This window comes from Streptomyces coeruleofuscus (assembly GCF_039532725.1).
Taxonomy (GTDB): Bacteria; Actinomycetota; Actinomycetes; order Streptomycetales; family Streptomycetaceae; genus Streptomyces; species Streptomyces coeruleofuscus.
Map to the genome: position 1 here is coordinate 1 of NZ_BAAASE010000027.1, position 1024 is coordinate 1024.

The 1024-nt window shown below is 69.0% G+C and carries 1 pseudogene; it reads right to left on the reverse strand.

Annotated features, from left to right (window positions below):
- Nucleotides 1-1024: pseudogene (locus ABFX81_RS42095) on the reverse strand (alpha-1,4-glucan--maltose-1-phosphate maltosyltransferase); the annotation flags it as partial.

Sequence of the window (1024 nt, forward strand, 5' to 3'; positions counted from 1 at the left end):
GGGGTGTTCTCGCACAGTTCGTAGCCGGAGTAGATGCCCCAGGTGGGAGCGAGGGTCGCGGCGAGGACGGCCCGGACCTCGAAGGCGGGGCGGCCGCCGTGCTGGAGGTAGGCGTGCAGGATGTCGGGGGTGTTGGTGAAGAAGTTCGGCCGCATGTACGAGGCGGCTTCCCCGGACAGTTCCGTGAGGTACTCGGTCAGCTCTTCCTTGGTGTTGCGCCAGGTGAAGTACGTGTAGGACTGCTGGAAGCCGATCTGGGCGAGGGTGTGCATCATCGCCGGGCGGGTGAACGCCTCCGCCAGGAAGATCACATCGGGGTCGGTGCGGTTGATGTCCGCGATGACCCGCTCCCAGAAGACGACCGGCTTGGTGTGCGGGTTGTCCACCCGGAAGATCCGCACCCCGCAGTCCATCCAGTGCCGCAGCACCCGGCAGGTCTCGGCGATCAGGCCGTCCATGTCGGCGTCGAAGGCGATGGGGTAGATGTCCTGGTACTTCTTCGGCGGGTTCTCCGCGTAGGCGATGGTGCCGTCGGGGCGGTGGTGGAACCACTCGGGGTGTTTCTGTACCCAGGGGTGGTCGGGGGAGCACTGCAGCGCGAAGTCCAGGGCGATCTCCAGCCCCAGCTCGCGGGCCTGGGCGACGAACCAGGTGAAGTCCTCCAGGGGGCCCAGACCGGGGTGGACGGCGTCGTGGCCGCCCTCCGGCGAGCCGATCGCCCAGGGCACGCCGACGTCGTCGGGGCCGGGGGAGAGGGTGTTGTTCCTGCCCTTGCGGAAGGTGGTGCCGATGGGGTGGATCGGGGGCAGGTAGACCACGTCGAAGCCCATCGCCGCGATCGCCGGCAGTCTGCGGGCGGCGGTGCGGAAGGTGCCGTGGGGCTGTTGCCGGGTGCCCTCCGAGCGGGGGAAGAACTCGTACCAGGAGCCGTACAGGGCCCGCTCCCGCTCGACGAGCAGGGGCAGCGGCTCTGAGGTGGTGACCAGGTCCCGCAGCGGATGCCGGGCCAGCACCTCGTCCACCT